Here is a 20,730-nt window from a genome sequence, read left to right on the forward strand (position 1 = left end):
GAGGGGGTCGGACCGAGAGGCCGGACCGAGAGGCCGGACTGAGCAACCGGGCTGAGCAACCGGGCTGAGCAACCGGACCCTATCGCCGGGCTGAGACGCGACCGAGACACCGGGCTGAGGGGCCGGGCTGAGGGGCCGGGCTGAGCGACCGGACCGAGACGCCGGGCTGAGACGCGGCCGAGACGCACGGACCGAGATGCCGGACCGAGACGCCGGACCGAGACGCCGGGCCGAGCGACCTGGGCTGAAGGGGGCCGGGGCCGAAAGGGGGCCGGGGCTGAAGGGGGCCGGGCTTGGTGTGGTGGTCTGGGCGGGTTCAGCCGGGTACCAGCCACTGCCCGTCGCGCATTACCTCGCACCCCTCCGTCTCCTCCTCGTGGGTGCGCCAGGAGCGGATCCGTTGGGGGCGGATGAGGAAGTAGAGGTGGGGCGCGGCCAGTTCGCGGGGGTCGAAGCCGGTCTTGCCGGCGAAGATCTCGGCGTCCTCCTCCGGGAGGTCGGCGGGCTGTACGGGGAGGACCTGGCCCTCGATCATGACCACGTCGTCGGCCGGACCGACGGCGAGCCGGGCCACCCCGGTGTCCCGCAGCGCACGGCCGGTGAGGGTGGTGACCGGGGCGGCGACCAGCAGGACGGCGCCGTCCCAGACGTAGGAGAGCGGGGCCAGCTGGGGTGCGGCGCCGTCCTCGGCGGCCGTGGCGACCCAGACGTCGACGTCGTGTTCCAGCCGGTGGAGCGTGTCGTGCTTGCGCTGCTGCGCGGTGCGTGCCGGTGCTCGGGTCATGTCTCCAGTGTGGCCACGCCCCGCGCCCCCGCACCCCGGCACAGCCCTCGCCCCCGGGACCGCCCCGATCCGCGACTGGACTTCTTGGACAGGTGTCCACTATAACGGGACACCTGTCCAAGAAGTTTGAGGGAGATCATGGAAATTCTGGCGAATGTGCTGGTCGCGCTGGTGGCGGTGCTGCATCTCTACATCCTGGTGATGGAGATGTTCCTGTGGCAGAAGAAGCCGGGGATGGGCTTCCACGGGTTCGACGCGGAAATGGCGCAGCGGACGGCCGCGCTGGCCGCCAACCAGGGGCTGTACAACGGGTTCCTGGCGGCGGGGCTGGTGTGGGGGCTCGTCGCCGGGGATCCGACGGGGTTCGCGGCGCAGGTGTTCTTCCTGTCCTGCGTGATCGTCGCGGGCGTGTACGGCGCGGTCACCGCCAACCGGCGGATCCTGGTCGCCCAGGCGCTGCCCGGCGCGCTCGCCCTGGCCGCGGTGCTGATCGCGCAGTGATCCGGGCGGAGGCCGAGGACCCGAGGGCGGCCCGGACGCGGGCGCGGCTGCGGGCCGCGCTGCTGGCGGAGTGCGCGGAGCGGCCGCTGGAGGAGGTGGGCGTGGCGGCGCTGGTGCGGCGGGCCGGTGTCGGCCGGGCCACCTTCTACGTGCACTATCCGGACCTGGAGGCCGTCGCGGTCGACGCGTGCGCGGATGTCGTACGGGAGGCCGTGGAGGCGCTGCACGCCTGGCAGGGGCGGCCGGACCCGGTGCGGGCGCCGGCCGCCCTGGCGGAGTTCTTCGCCTCGCTCACCCCGCACGCCCCGCTCTACCGCACCCTGCTCGCGCCGGGCGGCGGCGGTCCGCTCGGCCGGGTGCTGCACCGGGACCTGCGGGCCTACAGTCTGCGGGAGCGTGAGCGGGCGGGCGCGGCCGACGCCCCGCTGGTGGCCTCGGCCGTCGCCGCGACCTTCGCCGGTGTGCTGGCCGACTGGCTGCACGGCGACCTCGGCGGCACCCCCGCCGAAATCGCCGACCAGGTCTGGCAGTTGCTGGTCGCGCTGCACGCCAGCCGCTGACCCACGGTCACAGACAGGCCACCATCTCCTTCGCGAGCGGCCAGGCCTCGACACCCTCGCCGGTCCGGACGTAGGCCGTCGTGCGGTCGTCCGTCAGCCACAACTGCCAGTCCCGGTAGCGGTATCCGGTGTCGTGCGCGTCGTCCGGCATCCGGACGTCACCGTCGTAGGGCGAGGTCAGCAGCTCCTGCGCGATCACGCCGTCGGGGTCACGGACGTACTGGCGGTGGTCCTCGCGCCGGCCCATGCCCAGGAAGTGCGCGCTCTGCCAGTCGCAGTGCTCCGCGCCCGCGTAACTGCTGACGGTGGTCGTCGGGAGCCGCCTGCCGTCGCGGTCGGTCCAGATCTCCTCGTGACCGGAGTCCGTGACGCTCGCGGGGAGTTCGGCGGGATCGCAGGAGGCATAGGTCTCCGGACCCCAGCCGGGCCGGTCCTTCTGGTCCCGGGCGACGACGACCGCCACCTTCGTCCGGCCGCCGACGTCGTAGGAGTACAGGACCCGGTCGGACTCCTGGCGCTCGACGCGGAACCCGGAGCGGGGTCCCGCAGGGTCGAACATCTCGAAGTAGCGCCGCAGCCCGTCCTCGGGGCTGTCACCGCCGTCGCCCTTTCCCCAGCCGTCGGGCCCGCCGCCCCAGGAGATCTCCCCGTCGCACTCCAGCGCCCGGCCCGCGGCACCCGACGCGGTGAGCAGGGCCTGCGGGGTGTCCTCGTCGAGGGCCCTCGTGGCGATGTCCAGCGGTCCGGCGTACGGCTTCGGCGGCGGCGTCCCCTCGACGACCACGTCCGCCCGGTCCCCCGCCCCGCAGCCCACGACCGCCATCAGTGTCACCGTCACCACCACTGGTGCTCTGCGCATGTCCGTCCCCGTCCCTCCGGCCGATCCCGTGTCCCTACGACGCCGGGGCGGGCCGGTACGTTCAGCGGGCCGTCTGGAACGTTCTGCGGTAGGCCTGCGGTGAGACCCCGATCGCCGCGTGGAGGTGCTGGCGCAGCGAGGCGCCGGTGGCGAAGCCGACCCGGCCGGCGATCTGGTCCACGGAGAGGTCGCTGGCCTCCAGCAGCTGCCGGGCGTGCACCACCCGCTGCTGGATCAGCCAGCGGCCGGGGCTGACGCCCACCTCGTCCTGGAAGCGGCGGGCGAAGGTGCGCAGGCTCATCCGGGCGTGCGCGGCGAGGTCGGCGAGGGCGAGGGGTTCGTCCAGGTGCTCCAGGGCCCAGGCCCGGGTGGCGGCCGTGCTCGCCGGGCCGGTCTCGGGCACCGGCTGTTCGATGTACTGGGCCTGGCCGCCGTCGCGGAACGGGGGCACGACACAGCGGCGGGCCACCTTGTTGGCGAGCTCGCTGCCGTGGTCCTTGCGGACGAGGTGCAGACAGATGTCGACGCCGGCGGCGGCACCGGCCGAGGTCAGCATCCGGCCGTCGTCCACGAAGAGGACGTCCGGGTCCAGGTCCACCTGCGGGTACATACGGCGGAAGCGGTCGGCGCAGTTCCAGTGGGTGGTGGCCCGGCGGCCGTCGAGAAGGCCCGCAGCGGCGAGGACGAAGGCCGCCGTGCAGATCGAGACGATCCGGGTGTCGGGGCGGATCCGGGCGAGAGCCGCGGCGACCGCAGACGGCAGTTCCTCCGTGAGCCGCTCGGGCGACACGGACGCGACGACGACCGTGTCGGCCGTCTCCAGCACCTCGGGGCCGTGCTCGACGCCGATGGTGAAATCGGCGTTCGTGGCGACCGGGCGGCCGTCGACCGTGCAGGTCAGCACCTCGTAGCGGTCGTCGGCGGCGCCGAGGATCCGGCTCGGGATGCCGAGCTCGAAGGGGTAGACGCCGTCGAGGGCGAGGACGACGACACGGTGGGGGGCTCGCTGGGGCATGGCATGATTCTATCGGAGGTTGGCATTCATGCCATTTCCCGGCGGGGGCGGGCCCGGCACGCTGGTTCACCATGAGCACTGTGCACACCATGCGTGTCATCGGCCAGGACGTCCTCGGCGGTCCCGAGGTCCTGAAGGAGAAGGAAGTGGAGCGGCCCGCCCCGCGGGCGAACGAGGTACTGGTGCGGGTGCGCGCCGCCGGCGTCAATCCGACCGACTGGAAGCACCGCGCCACGGGCGGGTTCCTGGGCGAGCCGCCCTTCGTCCTGGGCTGGGACCTCTCCGGCACCGTCGAGGCCGTCGGCATCGGCGTCGCCACCTTCGCGCCGGGCGACGAGGTCTTCGGGATGCTGCCGTACCCCTACGGCCACGGCTCGCACGCCGAGTACGCCGTCGCCCCGGTCCGTGCCCTGTGGCACAAGCCCGCCGGTGTCGACCACGTCCAGGCGGGCGCGCTGCCGCTGGTCTCGCTGACCGCCTGGCAGGCACTGGTGGAGAACGCCGGACTCGAGGCCGGGCAGAGGGTGTTGATCCACGCGGCCGCCGGGGGCGTGGGGCATGTGGCGGTGCAGATCGCCAAGGCGCGCGGGGCGTATGTGATCGGGACGGCCAGCGCGGGGAAGCACACGTTCCTGCGGGGTCTGGGCGTCGACGAGGTGATCGACTACCGGGAGACCGAGTTCACCGAGGCCGTGAAGGACGTCGACGTCGTCCTGGACACGCTGGGCGGGGAGAACGCGACGCGCTCACTGCGGGTGCTGCGGCCGGGCGGCGTCGTGGTGTCGATCCTGCCGGCGGGGTCGCGGGAGTTCCACGAGGAGGCCGGGCGGCTCGGGGTGCGCGCGGTCCGGATGCTCGTGGACGCCGACCGGGCCGGGATGCGGACGATCGCCGAGCTGGTGGAGGCGGGGAAGCTGCGCGCGACGATCGCGGGGACGTTCCCGCTGGCCGATGCCGCCGAGGCGCACAGGCTCGGCGACACCGGCCGGACCACCGGGAAGCTGGTCCTGACGGTGGACTGACGGCCCGTCGACGGGCCCGTCCGTCAGAAGGTCAGCACCGGCTTCACGGTCTTGCCCGAGGTCATGTCCTGGACCGCCTGGTCGATGTCCTCGAAGGCATAGGTGCCGATCAGCCGGTCCAGCGGGAGCCGTCCGGACTTGACCAGGTCCACCAGGGCCGGGATGAAGGTCTGCGTCTCGCTGTCGCCGAGGGTGAGGCCGACGACCTGCTTGCCGCCGAGCAACCCGTTGACGTCCAGGGCGACCTCGCTGCCGAAGGGCGGTGCGCCCACGACGACCAGGGTGCCGCGGGCGGCGAGCGCGTCGACGCCCTGGCGCAGCACGGCCGTGCTGCCCGTGGTCTCCACGATGCCGTCGGCGCCCCGGCCGCCGGTGATCTCGGCGACGGCCTCGCCGAGCGCGGCCTGTCCGGCGTCCACGGTATGGGTGGCGCCCAACTCCTTGGCGAGTTCCAGGCGTTCGGCGACGCGGTCGACGGCGATGATCGTGGTGGCGGGGCTGAGGGCGGCGGCCATGACGGCGGACAGGCCGACGGCTCCGGCGCCGAGGACGACGATCGTGTCGCCGGCGGTGGGCTTCAGGACGTTCCAGACGGCGCCGACGCCCGTCTGCACACCGCAGCCCAGCGGGGCGATCGACGTCAGCGGGACGTCGGGGTCGACCTTGACCAGGCTGCGCTCGTCGACCAGGGCCCGTTCGGCGAAGGAGGACTGGCCGAAGAAGTGACCGCCGAGCGGCTCGCCGTCGCGGCTGATGGTGCCGGTGCCGTCGGCGCGGCTGCCGCCGAGGAGGTTCAGGGGCAGCCAGGTGGCGCAGTAGGCGGGGTGGCCGCCGTGGCAGTTGCGGCACTCGCCGCAGGAGGTGAAGGAGAGGACGACATGGTCGCCGGGGGCCACTCCGGTGACGGCCGATCCGACCGCCTCCACGACCCCGGCGCCCTCGTGGCCGAGGACTCCGGGCAGCGGGAAGGGCAGTCCGCCGCTCGCCACGCCGAGGTCGGTGTGGCACAGGCCGGCCGCCACCAGCCGGACGACCGCCTCGTTCGGGCGGGGCTCGTCCAGGACGACCTCGGAGAGGGTGAAGGGTGCTCCGCCGGACTCGACGACGGCCGCGCGTGTGGTGATGGACATGGGTTGAACTCCCTTTGCAGTGCGGCGCGTTCAGTCGAGCGAGACGACGACGGACTTGACCTTGGTGTACGAGGCGAGCGCCTCGGGGCCGTACTCGCGGCCGAAGCCGGAGTCCTTGACGCCGCCGAAGGGGACGGCCGGGTCGAGCATGGCCCAGTCGTTGACCCAGACGATGCCGGCCTGGAGGCGGTCGGCGACCCGGTGGGCGCGGGCGAGGTTGCCGGTCTGGACACCCGAGGCCAGGCCGTACGGCGTGGAGTTGGCGAGGGCGACCGCCTCGTCCTCGTCGTCGAAGGGCTGGACGGTGAGGACCGGGCCGAAGATCTCCTCCTGGATCACCCGGGAGTCGTTGGGGAGGTCGGCGAGGACGGTGGGCTTGTAGTAGTAGCCGCCGTCGAGGTCGAGACGCTCACCGCCGCAGACGATGCGGGCGCCCTCCTTGCGGGCGAGGTCGACGTACTCCTCGACCTTGCGCAGGTGCTTCTCCCCCGCCATGGGTCCGACGACGGTCTCCGCCGCGCGCGGGTCGCCCACGGGCACGCCGGGGACGGCCTCGGCGAGGATGTTCAGCAGGGTGCTGTAGACCGGGCGGGCCACCAGCAGACGCGGGCCGCCCATGCAGAACTGGCCGGTGTTGAAGACGAAGCCCTTGATGACCGCGCCCACGGCCTTCTCCAGGTCGGCGTCCTCGAAGACGATGTGCGCGGCGTTGCCGCCGAGTTCCATGGTGACCGGCTTGAGGTTCTCGCCGGCGATGCTCGCGGCGTGCCGGCCGATCGCGGTGGAGCCGGTGAAGGCGATCTTGTCGACGCCGGGGTGCCGCAGCAGCGCCTCGCCGGCGACCGGCCCGGTGCCGGTGACGACGTTGACGACACCGTCGGGCACACCCGCCCGCTGGAGCAGGCCCGCCATGTACAGGGCGCTCAGCGGGGTCTCGTCGGCGGGCTTGTGGACGACGGTGTTGCCGGCGGCGAGGGCCGGGGCCAGCTTCGAACCGGCCAGGATCAGAGGGAAGTTGAAGGGGGTGATGGCCGCGACGACGCCGATCGGTCCGCGCTTGGTGTAGGCCAGCGCGTTCATCGGGGTGTCGCGGTTGCCGCCCTCCAGGGAGAAGGCGAGGGTGGCGTAGTACTCGTAGTCGTTGGCCGCGTTGGTGACGTCGACCGCGTGGGCCAGGGTGATCGGCTTGCCGACGTCCAGGCTCTCCAGCCGGGCGATCTCGTCGGCCTCCTCCCGGATCAGCTGGGCCACACGCAGCAGGATCCGGCCGCGCTCGCGACCGCTGAGCCCGGACCACCGGCCGGAGTCGAAGGCCTCTCGGGCGGCCCGCACCGCGGCGTCCACGTCGGCGGCGCCCGCCTCCGCGACGGTGGTGACGACCGCGCCCCGGGACGGGTCGACCACCTCGGTCCGCGCTCCGTCCGCGGCCTCGCGCCACTGTCCCCCGATGAACAGTCGACCGGGGTCGATCTCGAAGGTGGTCATCACCACTCCTCAGCATCGTCGCCAAGATTTCAACTAACAGGATTCCTGTTGGTCCGCAGTCTCATTACAGACAGGTTTCCTGTCAATGGTCTACGCTCGGACTCATGGCCGGCACCCAGACAGACCAGGCAGCGACACCCTCGCGCCCGCCCCACCGGGAACCCCCGTCCCTGCTGTACATGGTGAAACAGGTGGAGCTCGTCGCGCGATCCCATCTGGACGAGCTCGTCAAGCCGTCCGGAATCACCGCCCTGCAGTACACGGCGCTGACCGTCCTGGAGCGGCACGACGGGCTGTCCGCCGCCCAGCTGGCCCGGGACTCCTTCGTGACCGCGCAGTCCATCGCCGATCTGGTGCGCACCCTGGAGAACCGCGGCCTGATCCGTCGCGAGCGCAATCCGCGCAACCGGCGCGAGCTGCTGATCCTGCTCACCGAGGCCGGGCGCGAGCTGCTGGAGCAGTACGCGTGCCGGGTGCGGGAGCTGGAGGAGCGGATGGTGCGGGACCTCACGGCACACCAGAGGGAGCAGTTCCGCACGGCCCTGTCCAAGGCCTGGCACGCCCTCTCGTAAGCTTCTCGCACCCCTTCGCTCACGGCGCGAAAAAACTCGGTCGAGACACGCCCGCATTTCGAAGACATATGTCAATCGAACATGCTGAAATTCACTCCATCGGGGGTACCTTGCTGGGGCGGGGAACTGCTGTGCGCTTCCCCCCCGTTGAAGGCTCCCGACCGGTGGAGCGGGTTGGAGGCGATGTCGTCGTGCAGCAGGAACCCGCCGCGGACACCCCGCACCTGTGCGTCCGGCAGGAGCGGGGGTACACGGTGCTGGAGTTCCGCGGCGAGATCGACATCGTCGCGGCGACGGAGATCGGTCCGTGGCTCGACGACGCGACCGCCGGGCCCGCGCCGCGGGTGGTCATCGACCTGTCGCCGATCGACTTCTTCGACTGCTCCGGACTCCGCCTGCTGTACCGGGCCCGCAGCCGGGTGCTCGACCAGGACGGCGAGCTCCGGCTGGTGTGCACCCACCCGCTGGCCCTGCGCGTGCTCAAGGCCACCGGACTGCACCGGCTGCTGCCGCCCGCCACGACCCTGGACGCGGCCCTGGGGCAGCCCGAGGCCACCTCCGGCACCTTATGACCGCGCCGCCCGCCGGACAGCCGCGCTAGGCGACGATCCGCGTCACCTGTCCGGCCCCCACGGTCCGTCCGCCCTCGCGGATGGCGAACTTCAGCCCCTCCTCCATCGCGATCGGCTGGATCAGCTCCACGAGCATGGTGGTGTTGTCGCCCGGCATGACCATCTCGGTGCCCTCCGGCAGGGTCACCACGCCCGTCACGTCCGTCGTACGGAAGTAGAACTGCGGGCGGTAGTTCTGGAAGAACGGCGTGTGCCGGCCGCCCTCGTCCTTGGACAGGATGTACGCCCGTGCCTCGAACCGGGTGTGCGGGGTGACCGAGCCCGGTTTGATCACCACCTGGCCCCGCTCCACCTCGTCCCGTTTGATCCCGCGCAGCAGCAGGCCGACGTTCTCCCCGGCCCGGCCCTCGTCGAGGAGCTTGCGGAACATCTCCACGCCGGTGACCGTGCTCCTCGTCTTCTGGTGGTGGATGCCGATGATCTCCACCTCGCTGTTGACCCGCAGCGTGCCGCGCTCGATGCGGCCGGTGACGACCGTCCCGCGCCCGGTGATGGTGAAGACGTCCTCGATCGGCATCAGGAACGGCCTGTCCACGTCCCGCTGCGGCTCCGGCACCGCCTCGTCGACCGCGTCCAGCAGGTCCAGCACCGACTGCGTCCACCGCGGGTCGCCCTCCAGGGCCCGCAGCGCGGAGATCCGTACGACGGGCACCTCGTCGCCCGGGAACTCGTACTCGGTGAGCAGTTCCCGCACCTCCAGCTCGACCAGCTCCAGGATCTCCTCGTCGTCGACCATGTCCGTCTTGTTGAGGGCGACGACGATGTACGGCACGCCCACCTGCCGGGCCAGCAGCACATGCTCCTTGGTCTGCGGCATCGGCCCGTCGGTGCCCGCGACCACCAGGATCGCGCCGTCCATCTGGGCCGCGCCGGTGATCATGTTCTTGATGTAGTCGGCGTGCCCGGGGCAGTCCACGTGCGCGTAGTGCCGGCGCTCGGTCTGGTACTCCACATGGGCGATGGAGATGGTGATGCCGCGCTGCCGCTCCTCGGGCGCCTTGTCGATCTGGTCGAACGGGGTGAAGGGGTTCAGCTGGGGGAACTTGTCGTGCAGCACCTTGGTGATGGCTGCCGTGAGGGTCGTCTTGCCGTGGTCGATGTGCCCGATGGTGCCGATGTTGACGTGTGGTTTGGTCCGCTCGAACTTCGCCTTCGCCACTGCGAGCCCTCCCTGGTCACATGGGTGACGACATGCGCGTATCCACTCCTTCCTGTCTATTCGCTGCGGGCCGCGTCGAACAGGGCGCTGACGGACTCACCGTTGTGAATGCGGCGCACGGCCTCGGCCAGGGCGGGCGCGATGGACAGGATCCGCAGCTTGTCGGTGTGCTCCTCGGCGGGCACCGGCACGGTGTTCGTGCAGACGATCTCCAGGACGTCGGGCTGCTCGCTGAGCCGTTTGAGGGCGCCGCCCGCGAACAGGCCGTGCGTGCACGCCACCCGGATCGAGCGCGGCGCCAACTCCCTTAGCCGGTCGAGCAGTTCGAGGACGGTACTGCCCTTGGCGATCTCGTCGTCGAGGACGATGACGTCCCGCCCGGTGACCTCGCCGATCACGGAGTTGATGCTCACCCGGTCGTCGGCGTAGCGCTGCTTCGCGCCGGCCGCCACCTGGGCGCCGATCATCCGGGCGAACGCGGCGGCCTCCTTGGCGTTGCCGAGGTCGGGCGAGACGACGGTGGTGGAGGTCAGGTCGTAGCGGCGGAAGTGGGCGGCGAGCTCCCGGCGGGCGTGCAGATGGTCCACGGGCATCGAGAAGAAGCCGTGCACCTGCGGTGAGTGCAGGGTCATGGCGAGGACCCGGTGGACGCCGGCCGCCGCCATCAGATCGGCGACCAGCCGGCCGCCGAGGGAGATCCGGGGCGCGTCCTTCTTGTCGGAGCGGGCGTAGGAGTAGTGCGGCATGACGACGGTGATCCGGCCGGCGGACGCGCCGCGGGCCGCGTCGCACATCAGCAGCAGCTCCACGAGATGCTCCTGCACGGGCCTCACCAGGGGCTGGACCAGGAAGACATCCCTTTCCCGGCAGTTGGCCTGGAGCTGCACCTCCAGACAGTCGTTGGCGAATCTGCTGAGCCGGGTCGGGCTCAGCGGCACGCCGAGGTGGGAACAGACCTCGGCGGCCAGCTCGGGGTGGGCGCTGCCGCTGAACACGGAGATGTCTCGCACGAAAGGACTCCTCGACCAGGTCCGGCTGGAGGGGATCTCTCACGGGATCTCTCATGCTACGGATCCCTCCCGATTTACCCACCCTCAGGAGCCCCTCGGGCACCGGGGGCCCCGCGTCAGGAGTCCAGGAATCCGGTCACCGGTACACCGTGGGCTGCTCGAGGTCGACGAGATGGCCCGCGAGGGGGACGGTGGGCGATGCCGGGGTTCTTGTGTCCCAGTCGCCGCGCACGACCGGCACCGGCACGTGGCTGTGCCACAGGGCGGGGCGCGGGTCCGGGACCGTGAGCCGGTCGGCGGTGGTGAGCTGGTTGGCGTAGAAGCCGGACAGGGGGCGGGCAGGCCGGGCAGGGGGCTGGCAGGCCGGGCAGGGGGCGGGCAGGCCGGGCAGGGGGCGGGCAGGCCGGGCAGGGGGCGGGCAGGCCGGGCAGGGGGGCGGGCAGGCCGGGCAGGGGGGCGGGCAGGCCGGGCAGGCCGGGCAGGGGGGCGGTCCGGGTGGCAGGTGGCCGCCGGGGCCGCGAAGGCGAGGAGCCGGGCGAAGACCGGGTCGATCTCGGCGTCCGGCACCAAGGCGTGGGCGGCGCGCGGGTCGGCCCCCATCAGCAGGGACCGGGCGGCCGGCCGGGGACTCGCCTCCAGCACGTCGATCCGGCGCTGCTGCGCGCGGGTGAGCCGGTCCCAGATGTCCCCCTCGGCCGCCCCGCGCCCCGGGCAAGGTCAGGACCATGCGGGCGACGGGGCCGGGGCGGGCGGCCAGGTACTCGGCGGCGAGCGTGGCGCCCCAGGAGGCGCCGAGGAGCACGACCCGCTCGGCGCCGATCGGCTGCCGTACCGCCTCCAGGTCGGCGATCTGCCGGGCGACCGTGCAGCCGGTCGGATCGGCCAGCCGGGTGGAGCGGCCCGAGCCGAGCTGGTCGTACGCGTAGACGTCGTAGCCGCGCTCGGCGAGGAGATGTTCGAGGAGCCGGGGCCGCCGCCGGGTGTCCCCGGCCCGCCGTGCAGCACGATCACCGGGCTCGCCCGGGCGGCCCCCTCGGCCGGCAGCCGGGTGCAGGCGAGGCGGGAGCCGGTCGGGGTGGAGTGCGGCCGGGGCGCCGGCTCGTCGAGCGGTCGCAGGACGGTGGGCGCCGGCGGCGGTGACGAGGAGGACGGCTGCCGTGACCAGCGCGGCGACCCCCTTGCGCGTACACCCGCGTACACGGGGAGCGTGCAGGTCACGACGAGCGCGTCGCCGGCCGCGGGCGCGAGGGCGGCGACCGGGGCGAGCAGCGCCCCGGGGACGGCGAGCGCGGCACGGGCGGTCAGCCGCAGGCGACGGTGGCGGGAAGGCAACCGGGGCGGTTCTGCGATGAGTCGAGTGGTCGTCATACGGCGATGCTGCGGGCGGTGGTCGGTCGGCCGCGTCCGCCGGTCCGGGCGGGTGCCTCCCCTCCCCGGTGTTGTCGTGGTCGCGTATCTGTCGGCCGTGATCGCCGTCGGTGGGGCTGCGGGGCCGGGTGCACGCCGTCGTGTTCGCCTTCGACCATGGACTGGTGCGACCGGGCGGATCATGACCCCGGGACGTCGAGTTCTGTCACAGGTCGTCAACAAGGCGGTCTGGCAACGGCTTTGACGGGAATCCGTCCTGACAGGAAGGAGGGCCGTCGCCATGACGACTCCCGTCAAGCGCCTCCAGGGGCGCATACCCGGCTGGGCCAAGGTGCTCATCGCGGTCGTGGTCGTGCTCACCGTGATGTTCGCCGGGATCCGGCTCAGCCTGCTGCCCGGGCTGCGCGAGTTCTTCGGCACCGAGACCAAGGACCGCTCGGGCCCCGCCCTGCTCAAGTCCATCCAGGACATGAGCCGTTACGACGCCGCCTCCGGCAACTTCCAGGTCGTCGTGGACCTGGAGAAGGACGCCAAGTACCTCCCGGACGCCCTGCGCGGCACCCGCACGCTGTACGTGGGGGCGGGCACCGTGGACGCCTATGTCGACCTCGGCAAGGTGGGCGACGACGACGTGACGGTCGACGGCGACCGTACGTCGGCCACGCTCCGGCTGCCGCACGCCCAGCTGGGCAAGCCGGCGCTCGACCCGGACCGCTCCTACGCGGTCTCCAAGCAGCGCGGTCTCCTCGACCGCCTCGGCGATCTCTTCTCGGACAACCCCAACAGCGAGCAGGCCGTGCAGAAACTCGCCGTGAAGCACATCGGCGAGGCGGCGAAGGACAGCGAGCTGACGGCGCGCGCCGAGACCAACACCACCGACATGCTGGAGGGTCTGCTGCACTCCCTGGGCTTCAAGGACGTCAAGGTCACCTACGCGTCCTGATCGGCCCCCTCCCGCTCGGCGGCATTCTCGGGCGGTACGCGGGTAACCGCCTTAGGACGCAGGTAAGTTGAAGACTGGAGGACCGCATGGCCCGTGCCGCCTCACGTCCGCGTACCGTGTTCCGCCTGCGCCCGCCCAAGGGCGACCGGCCACCCGACCCGGCCGCCCCCGGAAAGAAGGCCGCGTCCAGGAAGACCGCGGCGCCAGGAAAGAAGACCGCGTCCGGCAAGAAGACCGGCCCCGAGAAGAAAGCCGGCGCGGAGAAGGGGAAGAAGAAGGCACCGGCGCGTTCCGGGCCGCGGATGGTGCCCTTTCCGTTGCGGCTGCTCGCGATGCTGTTCGCGTTCGCCTTCATGGTGGGGTTCGCCGTCGTGCTGGCGCGGCTGACGCTGGAGCCGTCGCCCGCCTCCGAGGCGCTCGTGCACTCCAACCTGCGTCCGGGCCGCTCGCTGCAGGCCTATCTGGACCAGCCCGCGCTGCGGGACGCGGTCAAGCAGATCGGCGGGAACGTGCTGCTCGGGGTGCCGTTCGGCATTCTGGTGCCGGTGCTCGCGCCGAAGGCGCGCGGTGTGCTGCGGGTGCTGCTGCTCACGGCGTCCGTGATGCTGCTGGTGGAGTTCGCGCAGGGCGCGCTCATCACCGGGCGCGCCTTCGACATCGACGACGTCATCCTCAACACGACGGGCGCGCTGCTCGGTTATCTGCTCCTGGGGCGCCGCATGAGCCGCGCGGTGCACGCTCCCCGGCCCCGCCGCGGCGACTCCTAGAGGCGCGGCCTCCAGGTGTACTTGTCGCCGCCCACCCAGCGCACGACATCGGGGTCGTCGAGGTCGTGGACGGTGATGCCGAACGCGGCGGCCGTCTCCAGGACGTCGGTGACGGTATGCGCCGAACCGACCACTTCGCCGTCGATTTCCACGATCCGGAACGGGGGTGTGCCCGGCTGCACCCCGAGCACCAAGATCCGTGGCTGGTTCATAAAGGGGCTCGCGACTTCGGTCATGTAATAGAGCGTAAATCGCAACCGGCCGGTACGGATCGCCGGAAATCGCCCCCCGGCGGCGCCCGTCGTGCGGCGGGCGCCGTGCTGGGGAACTCTGGAGCGAGGAGGTGGCGATGGATCCCCTCGAAGCCCTGGACCGGATCGCGTTCCTGCTGGAGCGGTCCCTGGCGCCGACCTACCGCGTGAAGGCGTTCCGCACGGCCGCCCGGGTGCTGGCGGGACTGCCCGAGGGCGAGGTGGCGGGCCGGGCGGAGGCCGGCACGCTGGAGTCGCTGAAGGGGGTGGGGCCGAAGACGGCCCAGGTGGTGCGCGCGGCACTGGCCGGGGAGGTGCCCGCCTACCTGCAAAAACTCGAGGACGAGGTGGGGCGGCCGCTCACCGACGGCGCCGGTGAGGAGCTGCGGGCGCTGCTGCGGGGCGACTGCCATCTGCACTCCGACTGGTCGGACGGCGGCAGCCCCATCGACGAGATGGGCCGCGCCGCGGCCGCCCTCGGCCACGAGTGGGCCGTACTGACCGACCACTCGCCGCGGCTGACGGTGGCCCGGGGGCTGTCGCCGGAGCGGCTGCGCGACCAGCTGGAGGTGGTCGGGGAGCTGAACGCGTCCTGGGCGCCGTTCCGGCTGCTGACCGGTATCGAGTGCGACATCCTCGAGGACGGCTCCCTGGACCAGGAGCCCGAGCTGCTCGACCGGCTGGACGTGGTCGTGGTGTCCGTGCACTCCAAACTACGGATGGAGCGACGGGCGATGACCCGGCGCATGGTCAGGGCCGTACGGGATCCGCATGCGAACGTCCTCGGGCACTGCACGGGGCGGCTGGTGCAGGGTCGGGGGCGGCCGGAGTCGGAGTTCGACGCCGACGAGGTGTTCGCGGCGTGCGCCGAGTCCGGTACGGCCGTGGAGATCAACAGCAGGCCCGAACGGCTGGACCCGCCCCGGCGGCTGCTGCGGCGGGCGGTCGAGGCGGGGGTGCTGTTCTCGGTCGACACCGACGCCCACGCGCCCGGCCAGCTGGACTGGCAGATCCTCGGCTGCGCGCGGGCGGAGGAGTGCGGGGTGCCCGCCGGGCGGATCGTGACGACCTGGCCGATGGGCCGGCTGCTGGAGTGGTCCCGGAAGGGTGTCTCCGCTTGACTTGGAGTGCGCTCCAATCCGTAGCGTTTCGGACATGAGCGAAAGCGACAAGAACAACCTCTTCACCGCACAGCACAAGATCGGCTCGGGCTTCGGTGCCACGAGCACCGCCGACGACGTCCTGCGGGGCATCGATCTGGGCGGACGGCTGGCGATCGTGACCGGCGGCTACTCGGGACTCGGACTGGAGACCACCCGCGCGCTGGTCAGGGCCGGCGCAAGGGTCGTCGTCCCGGCGCGGCGCCCGCAGACGGCCCGGGAGAATCTGGCCGGCGTCGAGAACGTCGAGGTGGACGAGCTCGACCTCGGTGACCTGGACAGTGTGCGCGCCTTCGCCGACCGGTTCCTCGCCTCGGGCCGCACGCTCGACCTCGTGATCGACAACGCCGGGATCATGGCCTGCCCGGAGACCCGGGTCGGGCCGGGCTGGGAGGCGCAGTTCGCCACCAACCACCTCGGTCACTTCGCCCTGGTCAACCGGCTGTGGCCGGCCATCGAGCCCGGCGGGGCGCGGGTGGTGTCGGTGTCCTCGCGCGGCCACCACTTCTCCGGGATCCGCTGGGACGACGTCCACTGGCGGCAGCAGGACTACGACAAGTGGCAGGCGTACGGGCAGGCGAAGACGGCGAACGTGCTGTTCGCCGTGCACCTCGACGCACTCGCCCGGGACCGCGGCGTACGGGCCTTCTCCCTGCACCCGGGCGGCATCCTCACGCCGCTCCAGCGGCATCTGCCGAGGGAGGAGATGATGGCGAACGGCTGGATCGACGAGGACGGCAACCCGATCCCGCAGCCGGGCTTCAAGACGCCGGAGCAGGGCGCGGCCACCCAGGTGTGGGCGGCGACCTCGCCGCAGCTGGACGGTATGGGCGGCGTCTATCTGGACGACTGCGACATCGCCGAGCCCGCTCCCGAGAGCGGTGAGCGGGCCGGGGTGAAGGCCTGGGCGACGGACCGCGAGCAGGCGGCCCGGCTGTGGGAGCTGTCGGCCGAGCTGACCGGCGTGAACGCGTTCGCCGCCTAGCCGCCGAACGGGCGTGCCGGGTTCCCATGGGGGTACTCGGCGGTCGTCTCCCGTGGGGGAACCGCCGAGAGGAGCCGAAGGTGAGCAGCTCAACGGGCAGCGATGTCGTCGTCACCGGGGCCACCGGCAACGTCGGCACGAGTGTGGTGCGTCTGCTGTCGGAGGATCCGGGCGTCGCCTCGGTGCGGGGCCTGGCCCGGCGGGTGCCGGAGTGGGCGCCGCCGAAGACGGAGTGGACCGGGGTCGATCTGGCGTCCGAGGGCGTCAGTCTGGCCGGGCTGTTCGAGGGCGCGGCGGCGGTGGTGCATCTGGCGTGGGCGTTCCAGCCCACGCACGATCCGGCGGTGACCTGGCGCACCAATGTGCTGGGCAGCATCCGGGTGTTCCAGGCGGTGGCCGCCGCACGGGTGCCGGTGCTGGTGCACGCCTCGTCGGTGGGCGCGTACTCGCCGGGTCCGAAGGAGCGCGCGGTGGACGAGTCATGGCCGACGCACGGCTGGCCGGGCGCCGCGTACTGCCGGGAGAAGGCCTATCTGGAACGGGCCCTGGACACCTTCGAGCGCGACCATCCGCAGGTGCGGGTGGTGCGGATGCGGCCCGCCTTCCTGTTCAAGCGGGAGTCGGCGAGCGAGCAGCGGCGCATCTTCGGCGGCCGGTTCCTGCCGGGTCAGGTCGCCCGCCCCGACCTGCTGCCCTTCCTGCCCGACATTCCCGGGCTGCGGGTGCAGGCGCTGCACACCGACGACGCGGCCGAGGCGTACCGGCTCGCCCTGCGCAGCGAGGCGCGCGGCGCGTTCAACCTCGCCGCCGAGCCCGCCGTGGACGCCGAGCTGCTGGGCGAGCTGTTCGACGCACGGCCGGTACGCCTCCCCCGCACAGCCGCCCGCTCGGCCGTCGCCGCGGCCTGGGGCCTGCGTCTCCTGCCGGCCTCCCCGCAGCTCTTCGACGCGGTCCTCAGGCTCCCCCTGATGGACTGCACCCGGGCCCGCACGGAACTCGGCTGGCGCCCGGAGCGCACGGCGACGGAGGTGCTCCAGGAGTTCGTGCAGGGCCTGCGGTCCGGGAACGGCGCGGCCACGGCGCCGATGCGGGGCCGGAAGGTCGGCTGAGACGGACGGCGTTCACCAGCTGTCGAAGGTCGGTACGACCCGTGCGGCGACGGCGTCGGACACCGCTGCCTGCAACCAGCCGCACCACGGGTCACCCGGCCGTTGGGACCAGTGCTCCATGGCGCCCTCCCGGAGTTCGGCGCGTGCCTGCTCCGGGTCGACGCGGGGCGGGACCAGTCGGCCGGGAGCCGCACGGGCGTGCTCCTGCCACCGGTCCTGCCACCACTCCACGGTCCAGCCGGGCCAGCGCCCGCCCATCTCCGCGGCCTCCGGCACCGCGCTCAGCGTCCACCAGCCGACCCGGCGGCCCACCGGGTCGACGTGCAGACCGGCCTCGGCGGCCACGGTGCACCGGCCGTGGTCATGGGCGTCCGCGAGCCGGTCGAGCAGGGCCGGGCCCTCGGCCACCGGATGGTCGTTGATCGCCGCCAGCAGATGGCAGCGCCGGTCGCCGACCGTGACGGCGGTGACCAGCGGGTCGCGTTCCCCGAACTCCTCGTCGTCCGGGTCGAGCAGCGGGGCCGGGAACACCCGGGCGTCCCGCTCGCGCACCGCGGCCGGGTCCAGGCCCAGGTGGCGGCGCAGGTCGGCGGGGCCGTCGTAGGTCCAGCGCAGCTCCCAGCCCGGCCAGGCGTGGGCGATCGCCCGCAAGGTGACGGCGCGATGCCGGAACTGCGTGACCGGACCCTCGCTCGCGGAGAACAGCAGGAGGCGGCGACGCAGGTCGAACAGGGCCGCCGCCTCGCACATCCAGTCTCCGCGCCACCGGTCGACGCGGGGGCGGGACCGTACGGCGGGCAGGACGACGTCGGGACCCGCCAGCAGGTCGTGGTCGATGCCCACCGCCCCGAAACGCGCCTCGTACACCTCGTGCGTGCCGTCCTCCGGCGCGACGACGTATGTCGCCCAGTCAGCCATGCGGCCGATGATCGCAGCGGGTCCGGCGCGCACGCACCTGCGTTTCGCCTCGGCGGGACGGCTCAGTCGGACGGCTCGTCCGGGCGGCTCGGTGGAGCGGCTCGGTGGAGCGGCTCGGTGGCGCGGCTCGGTGGCGCGCCTCAGCCGGAAGGCTCGGTGGGGCGGCTCCGGTGGAGCGGCTCAGTCGGACGGCTCGTCCGGTACCGGGCGGTCGGGGTGGGTGCCTGGTGCGTGAGGGGCGCCGCGGCGGCCTGTGCCCGCCTCGTCCGGGTCGGGGAGTTCGGTGTCGGGCCTATCGGGGGTGGTGACGTCCCAGGGGTCCTCGCCCGGGCGGGTCTGCTGGTCGGGCAGGTCTCGGGGGATCGGGGCGCCGGTCTCGTCGGGGCCCTCGTCGGGGTGGGCGGCCACGGTGTGCTCCCTTCGGGGGACGGTGGCGGGTACCTCGACTGCGGCCCGCGAAACCTCAGTGGGGGGTGCGTTCCTGGAGGGCGGTGTGCCAGGCCGGTCGGGGAACGGCGGGCCGCGGTTCGGGGCGTCGGCCGCCGCGGGCGAAGAAGTCGGCGAGCGGGAGGATCGCCGCGCCCACGGTGACCGCGTCGGGGCCGAGCCTGCCGAGGTCGACGGTGACCTTGCGGGCCGGGTGGCCGAGGGCGTAGGCGGTCGCGTGGCGGCGTACGGCGGGCAGCAGGCGGGCGCCGAGCTGCAGCCCCGCCCAGCCGCCGATGAGGATGCGCTCGGGCTGGAAGAGGTTGATCAGGTCGGACAGGCCGGCGCCCACGTACTCGGCGGTCTCCTCGAGGACGGCGCGGGCGACCGGATCGGCCTCGGCGCCGTCCTCCGGGTGGGCGGCGGCGAGCATCACGGCGAGCGCGGTCTCCTCGTCGGTGTCCGCGGGCGGCCGGCCGCCCTCCTCGCGCCAGCGGTCGAGAAGCGCCTCGGCTCCCGCGTACGCCTCCAGACAGCCGAGGGCTCCGCACCGGCAGCGGCGGCCCCGGACCCGCACCGTCAGATGCCCCCATTCGAGGGCGCGCCCCTGTTCCGCCTCGGGGGTGACGAGGCTGGCGCCGACGCCGGAGCCGAAGAGGACCACGACGGCGTTGCGGGCACCGCGTCCGGCGCCGAACCACATCTCGGCCTGGCCGAGGGTCCTGGCACCGTTGTCGATGAAGTACGGGACGGTGTCGGGCAGCGGGGAGCCCTCGCGCAGCAGCGCCTCCAGCGGGACGGCGTCCCAGCCGATCGTCTGTCCGTGCACGACGGCGCCGCCGTCGGGGGTGTGCTCGACGATGCCGGGGACGCCGATACCGACGCCCAGGAGCCGTTCGGGGGCGAGGCCGGCCGCTTCGAGCACCTCGGCGACGCCGTCCCGGATGTGGCCGACGATCCCCTCGACCTCGTACCGCTGCTGCTCCAACGGGCGCTCCGCGCGGGCGAGTTCGGTGAGGGTGAGGTCGAACAGCTCGATCCGCACCCGGGTCTCGCCGACGTCCACGCCGATCATGTGGCCGCTGGTGGGGGCGACCCGCAGCAGGATGCGGGGGCGGCCCCCGTCGGAGTCGACGCTGCCGGCCTCCTCGACCAGTCCGTCGGCGACCAGGTCGGCGACGACATTGCTGATCGAGCCGGAGCTCAGGCCGGTGGCCGGGCCCAGTTCGAAGCGGCTGAGGGGGGCGTCGAAGTAGAGCCGTTGCAGGACGGCCGTGCGGTTGGCCCGCCTGAGGTCGCGTACCGTTCGCCCGTTCCGCCCCGTCATGACGCTCCTTTCGCCCCCTGCCCGATCTGCAACATACCCTCGGGAACGGGCGGGGCGCGACTTTCCCCAACCCTTAGTTCATGATGCGAGACAAGCGACGCCCGGGGTGCTTGCCCGGTCGTCCGACTCGGGTTATTAGGCTCGATCGATGACCTCCACCCCGGACGTGCTGTCGATCGCCCTGGCCGAGACGTCGGATCCGCCGCTGCGGCCCCTGCCGGCGGGCGTCGCCGGGCTGCTCGCCGAACTCGGGGCGCCGCCCCGGCTGGTCGCCCATCTGCGGGCGGTGCACGAGGTCGCCGCCGGGATCGTGGAGTGGATCGGGGAGCACCGTCCGGAACTGGCCGTGGACGGATCGGCGGTGCTGTTCGGCGCGGCCACGCACGACATCGGCAAGGTGCTGCACCCCGGTGAGCTGTCCGGTCCGGGCGCCCGGCACGAGGAGGCCGGGCGGGAGCTGTTGCTGGCGCGCGGGGTGGCTCCCGGTCTGGCGCGTTTCGCGGGCAGTCACGCCTCCTGGCAGGCGCCGGGCGTCGAGATCGAGGACCTGCTGGTGAGCCTCGCCGACAAGGTGTGGAAGGACAAACGGGTGGCCGACCTGGAGGACCTGGTGGTGGCGGAGCTGTCCCGGGCGGGCGGCCGGCCGGTCTGGGAGGAGTTCCTGGCGCTGGACGAGTTCCTCACCGGTGTCGGCGAGGGCGCTCGGCGCCGACTGGCCTGGCAGGCGGCTCATCCCGTCGGCTGAGA

At 72.7% G+C, this 20,730-nt stretch carries 23 protein-coding genes; 11 read left to right on the plus strand and 12 right to left on the minus strand.

Annotated elements, in window-relative coordinates; genetic code table 11:
* Positions 1-316: 316 nt before the first annotated feature.
* The gene (locus ABZ464_RS28035) at positions 317-784 is read right to left on the minus strand and encodes a pyridoxamine 5'-phosphate oxidase family protein (protein WP_359280858.1); all 468 of its coding nucleotides are present in this window, start codon (positions 782-784) and stop codon (positions 317-319) included.
* A 138-nt stretch (positions 785-922) separates the two neighbouring features.
* Between ABZ464_RS28035 and ABZ464_RS28040 the strand changes: the two genes are divergently transcribed.
* Together ABZ464_RS28040 and ABZ464_RS28045 are read left to right on the plus strand one after the other, a co-directional pair.
* Entirely contained in the window at positions 923-1,285 is a 363-nt protein-coding gene (locus tag ABZ464_RS28040; RefSeq protein WP_359280860.1) for a DUF1304 domain-containing protein, read from the plus strand.
* On the plus strand, positions 1,282-1,845 hold the full coding sequence (locus tag ABZ464_RS28045) for a TetR/AcrR family transcriptional regulator (protein ID WP_359280863.1): 564 nt from the start codon (positions 1,282-1,284) through the stop codon (positions 1,843-1,845). Before ABZ464_RS28040 ends, ABZ464_RS28045 begins: the two co-directional genes overlap by 4 nt.
* 7 nt (positions 1,846-1,852) lie before the next feature.
* Here the strand turns inward: ABZ464_RS28045 and ABZ464_RS28050 are convergent, their stop codons facing one another.
* Together ABZ464_RS28050 and ABZ464_RS28055 are read right to left on the minus strand one after the other, a co-directional pair.
* A complete protein-coding gene (locus tag ABZ464_RS28050) occupies positions 1,853-2,704 on the minus strand; it encodes a hypothetical protein (protein WP_359280866.1) in 852 nt (283 codons plus the stop codon).
* A 61-nt stretch (positions 2,705-2,765) separates the two neighbouring features.
* Positions 2,766-3,719: a helix-turn-helix domain-containing protein gene (locus tag ABZ464_RS28055; RefSeq protein WP_359280868.1), complete on the minus strand. Its 954-nt coding sequence runs from the start codon at positions 3,717-3,719 to the stop codon at positions 2,766-2,768.
* A 71-nt stretch (positions 3,720-3,790) separates the two neighbouring features.
* On the opposite strand from ABZ464_RS28055, the gene ABZ464_RS28060 reads away from it, so the two are divergent.
* Positions 3,791-4,741, plus strand: a complete 951-nt coding sequence (locus ABZ464_RS28060) for an NADP-dependent oxidoreductase (RefSeq protein WP_359280870.1) — start codon at positions 3,791-3,793, stop codon at positions 4,739-4,741.
* A gap of 23 nt (positions 4,742-4,764) precedes the next feature.
* Here the strand turns inward: ABZ464_RS28060 and ABZ464_RS28065 are convergent, their stop codons facing one another.
* Together ABZ464_RS28065 and ABZ464_RS28070 are read right to left on the minus strand one after the other, a co-directional pair.
* Positions 4,765-5,871, minus strand: a complete 1,107-nt coding sequence (locus tag ABZ464_RS28065; protein WP_359280872.1) for an NAD(P)-dependent alcohol dehydrogenase — start codon at positions 5,869-5,871, stop codon at positions 4,765-4,767.
* Between the two features lie 30 nt (positions 5,872-5,901).
* Complete coding sequence (locus ABZ464_RS28070; RefSeq protein WP_359280874.1) at positions 5,902-7,356, minus strand: aldehyde dehydrogenase family protein; 1,455 nt, start codon at positions 7,354-7,356, stop codon at positions 5,902-5,904.
* Between the two features lie 179 nt (positions 7,357-7,535).
* On the opposite strand from ABZ464_RS28070, the gene ABZ464_RS28075 reads away from it, so the two are divergent.
* Both ABZ464_RS28075 and ABZ464_RS28080 read left to right on the plus strand, forming a co-directional pair.
* The gene (locus ABZ464_RS28075; RefSeq protein WP_359281090.1) at positions 7,536-7,928 is read left to right on the plus strand and encodes a MarR family transcriptional regulator; all 393 of its coding nucleotides are present in this window, start codon (positions 7,536-7,538) and stop codon (positions 7,926-7,928) included.
* 191 nt (positions 7,929-8,119) lie between these two features.
* A complete protein-coding gene (locus ABZ464_RS28080; protein WP_359280877.1) occupies positions 8,120-8,500 on the plus strand; it encodes an anti-sigma factor antagonist in 381 nt (126 codons plus the stop codon).
* 25 nt (positions 8,501-8,525) lie between these two features.
* Here ABZ464_RS28080 and tuf read toward each other — a convergent pair whose 3' ends face one another.
* The 3 genes from tuf to ABZ464_RS28095 form a co-directional block, all read right to left on the minus strand.
* Positions 8,526-9,719: an elongation factor Tu gene (gene tuf / locus ABZ464_RS28085; RefSeq protein ID WP_359280879.1), complete on the minus strand. Its 1,194-nt coding sequence runs from the start codon at positions 9,717-9,719 to the stop codon at positions 8,526-8,528.
* A 56-nt stretch (positions 9,720-9,775) separates the two neighbouring features.
* A complete protein-coding gene (locus tag ABZ464_RS28090; RefSeq protein WP_359280881.1) occupies positions 9,776-10,729 on the minus strand; it encodes a ribose-phosphate pyrophosphokinase in 954 nt (317 codons plus the stop codon).
* Positions 10,730-10,865: 136 nt separating this feature from the next.
* Positions 10,866-12,185, minus strand: a complete 1,320-nt coding sequence (locus ABZ464_RS28095; protein ID WP_359281092.1) for an alpha/beta fold hydrolase — start codon at positions 12,183-12,185, stop codon at positions 10,866-10,868.
* Between the two features lie 192 nt (positions 12,186-12,377).
* On the opposite strand from ABZ464_RS28095, the gene ABZ464_RS28100 reads away from it, so the two are divergent.
* Positions 12,378-13,040 (plus strand): DUF4230 domain-containing protein, encoded by a 663-nt coding sequence (locus tag ABZ464_RS28100; RefSeq protein ID WP_359280884.1) that lies wholly within the window; start codon positions 12,378-12,380, stop codon positions 13,038-13,040.
* Between the two features lie 86 nt (positions 13,041-13,126).
* Positions 13,127-13,807, plus strand: a complete 681-nt coding sequence (locus ABZ464_RS28105; RefSeq protein WP_359280888.1) for a VanZ family protein — start codon at positions 13,127-13,129, stop codon at positions 13,805-13,807.
* Here the strand turns inward: ABZ464_RS28105 and ABZ464_RS28110 are convergent.
* A complete protein-coding gene (locus ABZ464_RS28110; protein ID WP_359280891.1) occupies positions 13,804-14,043 on the minus strand; it encodes a hypothetical protein in 240 nt (79 codons plus the stop codon). The genes ABZ464_RS28105 and ABZ464_RS28110 overlap by 4 nt on opposite strands.
* Before the next feature lie 113 nt (positions 14,044-14,156).
* Here ABZ464_RS28110 and ABZ464_RS28115 point away from each other — a divergent pair, with 113 nt between their 5' ends.
* From ABZ464_RS28115 to ABZ464_RS28125, 3 genes are all read left to right on the plus strand, one after another.
* Complete coding sequence (locus ABZ464_RS28115; RefSeq protein ID WP_359280893.1) at positions 14,157-15,179, plus strand: PHP domain-containing protein; 1,023 nt, start codon at positions 14,157-14,159, stop codon at positions 15,177-15,179.
* Between the two features lie 34 nt (positions 15,180-15,213).
* Positions 15,214-16,203 carry an SDR family NAD(P)-dependent oxidoreductase gene (locus ABZ464_RS28120; RefSeq protein ID WP_359280895.1) on the plus strand — a complete coding sequence of 330 codons (990 nt, stop codon included), beginning with the start codon at positions 15,214-15,216 and terminating at the stop codon, positions 16,201-16,203.
* Positions 16,204-16,283: 80 nt separating this feature from the next.
* On the plus strand, positions 16,284-17,312 hold the full coding sequence (locus tag ABZ464_RS28125; RefSeq protein WP_359280898.1) for an SDR family oxidoreductase: 1,029 nt from the start codon (positions 16,284-16,286) through the stop codon (positions 17,310-17,312).
* A gap of 12 nt (positions 17,313-17,324) precedes the next feature.
* Here the strand turns inward: ABZ464_RS28125 and ABZ464_RS28130 are convergent, their stop codons facing one another.
* The 3 genes from ABZ464_RS28130 to ABZ464_RS28140 form a co-directional block, all read right to left on the minus strand.
* Positions 17,325-18,230: a hypothetical protein gene (locus ABZ464_RS28130; RefSeq protein WP_359280901.1), complete on the minus strand. Its 906-nt coding sequence runs from the start codon at positions 18,228-18,230 to the stop codon at positions 17,325-17,327.
* A gap of 180 nt (positions 18,231-18,410) precedes the next feature.
* Entirely contained in the window at positions 18,411-18,638 is a 228-nt protein-coding gene (locus tag ABZ464_RS28135) for a hypothetical protein (RefSeq protein WP_359280903.1), read from the minus strand.
* Positions 18,639-18,693: 55 nt separating this feature from the next.
* Positions 18,694-19,983 (minus strand): ROK family transcriptional regulator, encoded by a 1,290-nt coding sequence (locus ABZ464_RS28140; RefSeq protein WP_359280906.1) that lies wholly within the window; start codon positions 19,981-19,983, stop codon positions 18,694-18,696.
* Positions 19,984-20,131: 148 nt separating this feature from the next.
* On the opposite strand from ABZ464_RS28140, the gene ABZ464_RS28145 reads away from it, so the two are divergent.
* Complete coding sequence (locus tag ABZ464_RS28145; RefSeq protein WP_359280908.1) at positions 20,132-20,728, plus strand: HD domain-containing protein; 597 nt, start codon at positions 20,132-20,134, stop codon at positions 20,726-20,728.
* The last annotated feature ends 2 nt before the right edge of the window (positions 20,729-20,730 follow it).

This window comes from Streptomyces sp. NPDC005820 (assembly GCF_040630255.1).
Lineage (GTDB): Bacteria > Actinomycetota > Actinomycetes > Streptomycetales > Streptomycetaceae > Streptomyces.